This is a genomic window from Nocardiopsis sp. N85 (assembly GCF_028882275.1).
Classification (GTDB): domain Bacteria; phylum Actinomycetota; class Actinomycetes; order Streptosporangiales; family Streptosporangiaceae; genus Nocardiopsis; species Nocardiopsis lambiniae.
The window spans coordinates 96,754-105,856 of sequence record NZ_JARBUT010000008.1; the positions used below are offsets into that span (position 1 = coordinate 96,754).

Consider the following 9,103-nt stretch of genomic DNA (forward strand, 5'->3'; position numbering starts at 1 on the left):
CATGTCCCGCACCAACCGCACGGCACGCGCCCCGCGCGCGGCCACGGTGGTGTGCGCGCCCCTCCCGCTCCTGTTGCCGTTGTTCGTCGGGGCGACCCTGGCCGCCCTGTGGCTGATGGGGGCGGCTCCCGCGCAGGCCGAGACGGCCCCCGGGCCGCTCGGGTTGGCCCAGGGCACCGTGCTGGACACCGACCTGCCCGACGGTCTCGACGGTCCGCCCTCCCTGGAGGGCGTCGCCGAGGTCGCCACGCCCGTCACCGACACCCTCGGCACCGTGCAACGGCGGTTGGAGCAGCGGGCCGAGAGCGCACCCACCGGTGTGCTGTCCGACCCCTCCGTCACCGAGGTGGGCGTGAGCGTGCGCGACGGCGCCAGGCGCGTGGTCGGAGAACTGGAGGTCGTCGACCGGGACCGCGCGGAGAACCTCGTGGCCCACGTCGCCTCGACCAAACCGCTCACCGCACCCGCCGCACCGGCCCCCGCCCCCGCCGCCGTAGAGCGGCCGGCCGCCGTCGAGACCGCACCCGTCGTCGAACGCGACGAGCGTCCCGACGAGGGGTCCGCGCGCGAGACCGACGCCGTGGACGTACCGGGGAGCGTGTTCGCGGTCCACCTCCCCGCCCACACGGCGCACCCCGTCGGCGCGGTCGCCGGCTCCGGAACCGTCGACACCGAGCGCCCCGCGCCCGCCGACCCGGATCACCCGACCGCGCCCAAGCCGACCACCGGCTCCTCGGCGCCCTCCGGTGCCGCCGCCCCCGGTGTCGCCGGCTACCTCACCGGTTCCCACGTCGCCGCGCCCCCCGCCGACGTGCCGTTGTCGGCCGTCGACGCCGTGCACCCCGTGCCCGCCGGCGCCACCGACGACCTCACCGTCTCCCCCGACTAGGAACGGTCCTCGACGGACCGTTCCCAGCCCTCATCCGGCTCTGGGAGCTGACCTGAGTCCCGTGCCCCGTACCGCCATCGCGGTCCCGCTCACGTGATTCATGTCAGCCGGTGGTCCACCGATACTCCGGCCTCCCGGTCGGCCGCGCCCGATGCGCGACCGCCCGGATCCACTCCGCAACCACAGAGTCCTTCGGAAGGAAACCCCATGACGCAGGCCAACCGCATCTCGGCCAGGACCGTTCTGCTCGCCGCCGGAACCGCGGGATTCGTCGCCCTCGGTACCGGGATCGCCGGTGCCGAGGCCCTCGCCTCGCCCGTCGCGGAGATCGCCCCCATCATCGAGCGGACGCTCGTGGAGGGCGTCGCGCCGACCATGAACACCGCCTTCCCGGGGGGTGTGGGGCCGGTGGCCGGCTCGGCGCTCACCGAACTCCAGGAGACCTCTCACAACCCCGCCAAGCCCGCCCCCGACCTGTCCGCCGTCCTGCCCGCCGGTGAGCGGGACATCGTCACCCCGTTCGGCGACCTGACCCACCCCGGCGGCGCGCTGGGCGACGCCGTCGCCTCCACCCAGGACGCGACCGGCCTGGACGGGAACCCGCACGACACCATCGGCCACGACCTGGGCGCGGCCGTGGAGAAGCGGGCGACCGGCGCGGGCACGGAGTTCGAGACCACCGCCCAGAGCGCCGGCGGCATGGTGGAGGACGCCGCCGCGGAGACCCTGCCGCACACGGTGATCGCGGTCCAGGAACTGCGCGACGAGGTGGGCGTCCCCTCGGTCTCGGAGCTGCCCCGGCCCGCCGAGATCGCCGGACAGCTGGACGCCTCCCGCCTGCCCGACCTCGGCGAGGGCGTCGACCTGTCCGACCCCACCGCGTTGACCAGCGAGAACGCCCTGGCCGTGACCGAGGTCCTCGACGTCGCCCCGACGCTGCCCACCGCCGCCGGCACCGTCCCGCAGAGCGCGGGCACGCCCGAGGTGCCGAACATGTGGGACTTCGCCCACGCCTTCGGCCTGGAGACCCCCAAGGCCATCCAGGACGTGGTCGAGTCCAACCCGGTCACCGACGACAACTACGTCAGCCTGGGAGAGGAGGAGGTCCTGGGCATGATCGGCAACCGCAACCTGGACGAGGACCTCACCGCCGTGTCCCTGCGGGAGCACCAGAGCGCGCCGGGGGCGGCCGACGTGCCCGGGTTGTCCGACCTCACCAACGCGCTGCTGACCGGGGCCTCCGACCTGGGCTCGACCGACCTGGTCGGCCTGGACGGCCCGCTCTCCGACGCCGAACTCCCGCAGGTCGGCACCGGGCTGCCCACCGTGGACGGGAAGCTGCCGCAGGTCGCCGACACCTCATCGCTGCCGAGCATCGCCGAGGGCCCCGACATGAGCACCATCGAGGACCTGGTCGCCGGGCTGAGCCGCGGCCCCGGGCTGCTGGAGGACCTGGACACCAGCGACCTGGTCTCCATCGACGGCGGCACCGCCGAGGCCCCGGCGACCCCCGAGGGCATGGTCTCGCACCCGACCTTCATGGACCTGCCCGGTTCCGAGGCCCTGCCGCTGGTGAGCTAGGCCCCGTCGCCCCGGGCCCCCGGGTCCGGGCCCGCCCGCACCGACCGGGGCGCCCGCACCGACCGGGGCGCCCTCACCGCGCCCGGGGGCGTCCCTCCCCGCACCACCCGATGGCGTCGCTCTCCGCCGAGCGACGCCATCGGCGCGTCCGGGACCGGATCCGCCGCCCCTGGAGACGCCGACGGCGCCGGCCCCGGGAGGGGCGGCGCCGTCGGCGGGTGTCCGGATCAGCCGGAGCGTTCCACCACGTAGTCGCACAGCGCCTCGAAGGCGTCGCGCGCCGGGCCCTCCGGCAGGGTGGCCAGCTCGGCGCGGGCCTTGTCGGACCAGCCGCGCAGGGTCTCCTCGGCCTCGGCCATCGCCGGGTGCGCGCGCAGCAGCGACAGGGCCTCCTCGGCCTCGGTGTCGTCCAGCGGGCGGCCCAGCAGCGACTTGAGCCGCTCGTCGGCCGGGTCGGTGGAGCGGAGCGCGTAGAACATCGGCAGGGTGAGCACGCCCTCGCGCAGGTCGGTGCCGGGGACCTTGCCGGACTCGCGGGTCTCGGCCGCCACGTCGATCAGGTCGTCGGCGAGCTGGAAGGCCATGCCGAGCGCGTCGGAGGCGCGGGTGAGCTTTCCCGTGGTCTCGGGGTCGACCTTGCCGAACATGCCGCCGAACTCGGCGGAGGACGCGATGAGCGAGGCCGTCTTGTCCCCGATGACCCGCAGGTAGTGGTCGAGCGGGTCGACGCCCTCGGGCGGGCCGGAGGTCTCCAGGATCTGTCCCTGGACCAGCCGGCCGAAGGTCTCCGCCTGGAGGCGCACCGCCTCGGGGCCCAGGTCGGCGAGGATCTCCGAGGCCTTGGCGAAGACGTAGTCGCCGGTGAGGATCGCGATCGTGTTGCCCCAGCGCTGGTTGGCGCTGGGCCTGCCGCGTCGCAGTTCCGCCTCGTCCATGACATCGTCGTGGTAGAGCGTCGCCACGTGGGTCAGCTCCACGACGGCGGCCGCGGGGACGAGGTCGGGCATGTCGGGGTCGCCGAAGTGCGCGGCCAACAGCACGAGCATCGCCCGGAACCGCTTGCCACCGGCCTCCAGCAGGTGGGAGGCTGCCTCGGTCAGCATCGGGTCGCTCGACCGCACCGACTCCCTCAGGAGGTCCTCGACCTTTTCGAGACCGTCCCGGACCTCCCGGGCGAGGGCCGAGTCGACTCTCGGCAGAGCGAGAAACCCGCTCGGGACAGCACCGCTCACCGTAAAGCTCCACCTGTTGAACGGGCACGGCGGCGACCGTTCGGGGTCGCCGCGTGCTCAGCACATGAACATGATCCGACTTGCCACGGTATCCGACCCGGAATGATCAGCCAAAGCCACACCCGGATACGGCCCGGACCGCGGTGAAACAGCAGCTCACACGGCCCGGGCCGAAACTCTGACCGAGGTCAGCCGGTTTCGGTGGACGCCTGGTCCACCATGACCGAGACCGGGTCCTGCCCACTGTCCGGTGAGGGCAACAGGTTGTCGAGCACCGGCCCCGGGAACACCCCGAGTACCAGGGTGGCCGCCACACCGATGGCGATGACGCCTCCGGTGCCGACGCCGGCGCGCACGACGGTCGGCCCGTCGGCTTCCGGATCCCGGAAGAACATCACAACGATGATCCGCACGTAGAAGAACGCGGTGACGGCGCTGCTGAGGACACCGACGATGACCAGGGGGGTGGCCCCGGCGGCGACGGCGGCCTCGAACACCGCGAACTTGCCGATGAACCCGCTGGTGAGCGGGATGCCCGCGAACGCCAGCAGGAACAGGGCCAGCGCTCCCGCCAGGATCGGGTTCCTGCGCCCCAGACCGGCCCACCGGTCCAGGTCGCCCAGCTCCTGCCCGCCGTCGGCGGTGCGCACCAGGGTGACGACGGCGAACGCGCCCAGGGTGGTGAACCCGTAGGCCGCCAGGTAGAACATCGCCCCGGCCAGACCGTCGGTGCTGCCGGCCACGACCGCGGTGAGGATGAACCCGGCGTGCACCACCGAGGAGTAGGCGAGCAGCCGTTTGACGTCGCGCTGGCCCACCGCGATGATCGCGGCGACCACCATGGTGAGGACCGACACGATCCACAGCATCGGCTCCCAGTCCCCGATGGACCCGCCGAAGGGCACGAAGAACACCCGCAGCAGGGCGCCGAACGCGGCGACCAGCGTGCAGGAGGCCATGAGCGCGGTGATGGGGGTGGGCGCCCCCTGGTACACGTCCGGCTTCCAGTTGTGGAACGGGACCGCGCCGACCTTGAAGAGCAGGCCGACGGCGACCAGCCCGATCCCCATGAGCAGCAGCGGCTCACCGTTGCCGTCCTGGAAGATCGCCGCGCCGCCGTTCTCCACGGCCACGCGCACCTCGCCGAAGTTCACCGACCCGGCGTAGCCGTACACCATGGCGGCGCCGAACAGGAAGAACGCCGAGGAGAAGGCGCCGAGCAGGAAGTACTTGACGGCGGCCTCCTGCGAGAACAGGCGGCGCCGGCGGGCCAGCCCGCACAGCAGGTACAGCGGCAGGCTCATCACCTCAAGGGCGATGAACATGGTGAGGAAGTCGTTCGAGGCGGGGAACATCAGCATGCCCAGCACCGCGAACAGCACCAACGGGTAGACCTCGGTGTGCTGCGAGCCTGCCAGGATGTGCGCCCGCTCCTCCTCGCTGCCCGGCACGGCGGCGGCCTGGGCGGCGAACGCGTCCCGGCCGTCGCGGCGTTCGGCGATGAGCAGCAGGCTCACCAGCGCCAGCACCGTGATGGTGCCCTGGAAGAACAGGACGGTCCGGTCGATGGCCAGCGCCCCGACGCCCACGGTGACCCCGGCCTGGCCCTCGGGCAGCGACCCGACCTGGAGGACGATGAGCACGAACGTGGTGAGCAGTGCCAGCGCCGACAACCCGAGCTGGATCGGTCGGCGGCGCGCCGCGGGCACGAACGCCTCGAAGAGGACGGCCAGCATCGCGGCGCCGAACAGGGTGAGCAGCGGTGCCAGCAGCCACCAGTCGAGGGCCGGTGCCTCCTCGGTGATGACGGGGAGGTCCATGTGGGGGATCACTCCGCGCCTCCTTCCTCGGCGGAGTCGACCGTGGTGACCACCACGGTGCGCTCCGCGGCCGGTTCGATCGCGTCGAGCAGCGGCTGCGGGTACAGCCCGAACACGATGATGAGCGCGAGCAGCGGGCCGACGACCCAGCTCTCACGCGCGGACAGGTCCGTGAACCCGGACACGCTCTCGGCGGTGGGCCCGGTCATGGTGCGCTGGTACATCCACAGGATGTAGAGCGCGGCGAGCACCACACCGATGACGGCGATCACGGCGGGCACGGGGTTGAACGCGTACACGCCGACGAACACCAGGAACTCGCTGATGAACGGTGCCAGCCCGGGTAGGGCCAGCCCGGCCAGGCCGGTGACCAGGAAGACCCCGGCGAGTTTGGGCGCCACGTTCCGCACCCCGCTGAAGTCCTCGATGCGCGAGGAGCCGCGGCGGGCGATGAGCAGGCCCACCACCAGGAACAGGGCGCCGGTGGCGAACCCGTGGTTGACCATGTACAGCGCGGCCCCGGTCTGGGACTGCGGGGTCAGCGCGAAGATCCCCAGGGTGATGAACCCGAAGTGGGAGATCGACGTGTAGGCGACCAGGCGCATCATGTCGCTCTGCCCGATGGCGAGGACCGCCCCGTAGACGATGCTCACCAGGCTGAGGGCGACCACCGGCCACACGAACACCTCGACGGCGTCGGGGAACAGCTCCATGCAGTAGCGCAGCATGCCGTAGGTGCCGACCTTGTCGAGCACGCCCACCAGCAGGACGGCGGTCCCGGGGCGGGAGGCCCCGGCGGCCTGCGGCAGCCAGGTGTGCACGGGCCACATCGGCGCCTTGATCGCGAAGGCGATGAAGAAGCCGAGGAACAGCCACCGGGCGGTGGACGGGTCGAGGGCGGCCAGCGCCCCGTTCTCCCCCACCAGGTCGGCCCACAGGAAGGTGCCGCCGTGGACGAACACCCCGATGACGGCGACCAGCATGATCAGTCCGCCGGCCAGGCTGTACAGCAGGAACTTGACGGCGGCCCTCGCCCGGTCGTCGCCGCGTCCGTAGCGCCCGATCATGAAGTAGACCGGGATGAGCATGGCCTCGAAGAACACGTAGAAGAGGAAGACGTCGGTGGCCGCGAAGACCCCGATCATCATGGCCTCCAGGGCCAGGATGAGCGCGAAGTAGCCGCGCCCGCCGTCCTCCCGGTCGTCGTGTTCCCTCCAGGCCGCCAGGACGACCAGCGGCACCAGGATCGCCGACATGAGGATCAGGGTGAGGGCGATGCCGTCCACCCCGACCGCGTAGTGGACCCCGAACCGGGGGATCCACGGGTACTCCTCGACGAACTGGAGGGATCCCGCGTTCGACAGGTCGAACCGCAGGGTCATGCCGACGAGCACGAGCAGGGTGGCCAGGGAGAAGCCGAGCGTGATCCGCTTGACGTTCTCCGCGGAGGCCGCGCCGCCGGCCACGGCGGGGGCGCGGACCGCCGTGGCGGTGCCGCCACCCCCTTCGGCCGTGGCGGCGACGGAGGCGGCCCGCTCGCCGGCGGGGGTCTTGACGCGCGGTAGCGCCCAGATGAGCACTGCGCCGATCGCGGGCAACGCGATCGCGATGGTGAGCCAGGGGATCATTGTCTACAACCTCACAACCAGCGTCGCGGCGACGATGACGGCGCCGAAGAGCATGGTGAGCGCGTACGACCGGGCGAACCCGGTCTGTGCCCGCCCGAGCCCGCGCGAGGAGTCGCGCACGCTCGTGCCGAGCCCGTTGACGAACCCGTCGATGACCTTGTCCTCGATGACGACGAGCGCCTTGGTGAGGACCTGTCCGGGCCGCATGAACAGCCCCTCGTTGATCTCGTTGCCGTACAGTTCGCGGCTCGCCGCGACGGTGACGACGTTCCCCTTGGGGGCGGTGCGCTCGACCGGGCGGCGCAGGTACATCGCCCAGGCGACGACCACGCCGACCACCAGCACGCCCAGGGCCGCCAGACCATAGGGCGCGGTGAAGGCGTGCGCCAGGTCGAAGTGGTGGGGGGCGGCGCCGATGGTGGGCGCCAGGAAGTTCGCGAACCGGTCGCCGAACACCAGGAAGGCGCCGAGCGCGACGGAACCGACGGCCAGCACCACCATGGGAGCGGTCATGCTCACCGGCGACTCGTGCGGGTGTACGCCCTCGTCCCACCGCTTCTTCCCGAGGAAGGTCAGGAAGAACATGCGGGACATGTAGAAGGCGGTGAGCCCGGCACCGAGGATGACCGCCGACCCCAGGATCATGCCCTGGGTGCCGCCGATGCCGAAGGCCTCGGTGATGATGCTCTCCTTGGTCCACCAGCCGGACAGCAGCGGAACGCCGATGATGGCGAGGTAGCCGAGCCCGAACGTGGCGAACGTGATCGGCATGACCCTGGCCAGGCCGCCGTAACGGCGCATGTCCACGTCGTCGTTCATGGCGTGCATGACCGAACCGGCGCCCAGGAACAGCCCGGCCTTGAAGAAGCCGTGCGTGACGAGGTGGGCGATGGCGGCGACGTAGCCGACGGGTCCGAGCCCGGCGGCCAGCACCATCATGCCGATCTGGCTCATGGTCGAACCGGCCAGGGACTTCTTGATGTCGTCCTTGGCGGAGGCGATGATCCCGCCGGTGATCATCGTGGCGGCCCCGACGACCGCGACGGTGGTCTGCGCGACGGGCGCGCCCTCGAAGATCGGTCCGGCGCGGACGATGAGGTAGACGCCCGCGGTGACCATGGTCGCCGCGTGGATGAGCGCCGACACGGGGGTCGGGCCCTCCATGGCGTCCAGGAGCCAGGCCTGGAGGGGCAGCTGCGCGGACTTGCCACAGGCACCGAGCAGCAGGCACAGGCCGATGGCGACCAGCACCCCGTTCCCGGCGCCGGGGACGGCGGCGAAGACCTCGCTGAAGCTCACCGCTCCCAGGGCGGTGAACATGATCATGATCGCCACGAGCAGGCCCATGTCGCCCACCCGGTTGATGATGAACGCCTTCTTGGCCGCGGTGGCCGCCGACGGCTTGTGCTGCCAGAACCCGATGAGGAGGTAGGACGCCAGGCCCACGCCCTCCCAGCCCAGGAACAACAGGGCGAAGTTGTCGGCCAGGACCAGCACCAGCATGGCCGCGACGAACAGGTTGAGGTAGGCGAAGAAGAGCCGCCGACCCGGGTCGTGGGCCATGTAGCCGATCGAGTAGACGTGGATCAGCGATCCGACGAAGGTGATCAGCAGGACGAAGGTGATCGACAGGGGGTCGATCAGCAGGTCCGCCCCGACGTTGAACGCGCCGACCGAGAACCACTCGTAGACGGGGACCGAAACGCTGCGCGCGCCCTCTGCCCGGCCCAGGAGGTCGAACAGGATGAGGATCGCCCAGACGAAGGAGCCCACCGGCAGCGCCGTGGCGAGCAGGTGCCCCCAGGAGTCGGTCCGTTTGCCGCCCAGCAGCAGGATCGCCGCACCGACCAGCGGCAGGGCGATGAGCAACCAGGCGTTCGACAGCACCGCGCCGTCCGCGGCGACCGCCGTCACGGTCTCGGCGGCGAGGTGAGTGTGATGTTGCACTGCCAC

General features: G+C 71.6%; 6 protein-coding genes. 2 read left to right on the plus strand and 4 right to left on the minus strand.

Translation table 11 applies throughout. The features are described 5' to 3' along the window. Position 1 precedes the first annotated feature (1 nt). Together PWG71_RS13420 and PWG71_RS13425 are read left to right on the plus strand one after the other, a co-directional pair. Entirely contained in the window at positions 2–889 is an 888-nt protein-coding gene (locus tag PWG71_RS13420) for a hypothetical protein (protein ID WP_274810026.1), read from the plus strand. Positions 890–1,096: 207 nt separating this feature from the next. Beyond that, positions 1,097–2,470 carry a hypothetical protein gene (locus PWG71_RS13425; protein WP_274810027.1) on the plus strand — a complete coding sequence of 458 codons (1,374 nt, stop codon included), beginning with the start codon at positions 1,097–1,099 and terminating at the stop codon, positions 2,468–2,470. Between the two features lie 227 nt (positions 2,471–2,697). Here the strand turns inward: PWG71_RS13425 and PWG71_RS13430 are convergent, their stop codons facing one another. The 4 genes from PWG71_RS13430 to nuoL all read right to left on the minus strand — a co-directional run bounded on the left by PWG71_RS13430 (position 2,698) and on the right by nuoL (position 9,097). Continuing rightward, positions 2,698–3,702 (minus strand): polyprenyl synthetase family protein, encoded by a 1,005-nt coding sequence (locus tag PWG71_RS13430; protein ID WP_274810028.1) that lies wholly within the window; start codon positions 3,700–3,702, stop codon positions 2,698–2,700. Between the two features lie 188 nt (positions 3,703–3,890). Continuing rightward, the gene (gene nuoN, locus PWG71_RS13435) at positions 3,891–5,522 is read right to left on the minus strand and encodes an NADH-quinone oxidoreductase subunit NuoN (RefSeq protein WP_274810173.1); all 1,632 of its coding nucleotides are present in this window, start codon (positions 5,520–5,522) and stop codon (positions 3,891–3,893) included. A gap of 8 nt (positions 5,523–5,530) precedes the next feature. Beyond that, positions 5,531–7,150, minus strand: a complete 1,620-nt coding sequence (locus PWG71_RS13440; RefSeq protein WP_274810029.1) for an NADH-quinone oxidoreductase subunit M — start codon at positions 7,148–7,150, stop codon at positions 5,531–5,533. Positions 7,151–7,153: 3 nt separating this feature from the next. After that, positions 7,154–9,097: an NADH-quinone oxidoreductase subunit L gene (nuoL, locus tag PWG71_RS13445; RefSeq protein ID WP_274810174.1), complete on the minus strand. Its 1,944-nt coding sequence runs from the start codon at positions 9,095–9,097 to the stop codon at positions 7,154–7,156. Between the last annotated feature and the right edge of the window lie 6 nt (positions 9,098–9,103).

Excerpts from the sequence above, each read along its gene's own strand:
- PWG71_RS13440 (WP_274810029.1), bottom strand. The coding sequence starts at position 7,150 with ATGATCCCCTGGCTCACCATCGCGATCGCGTTGCCCGCGATCGGCGCA.
- PWG71_RS13420 (WP_274810026.1), top strand. The coding sequence starts at position 2 with ATGTCCCGCACCAACCGCACGGCACGCGCCCCGCGCGCGGCCACGGTG.
- PWG71_RS13425 (WP_274810027.1), top strand. The coding sequence starts at position 1,097 with ATGACGCAGGCCAACCGCATCTCGGCCAGGACCGTTCTGCTCGCCGCC.
- nuoN (WP_274810173.1), bottom strand. The coding sequence starts at position 5,522 with ATGGACCTCCCCGTCATCACCGAGGAGGCACCGGCCCTCGACTGGTGG.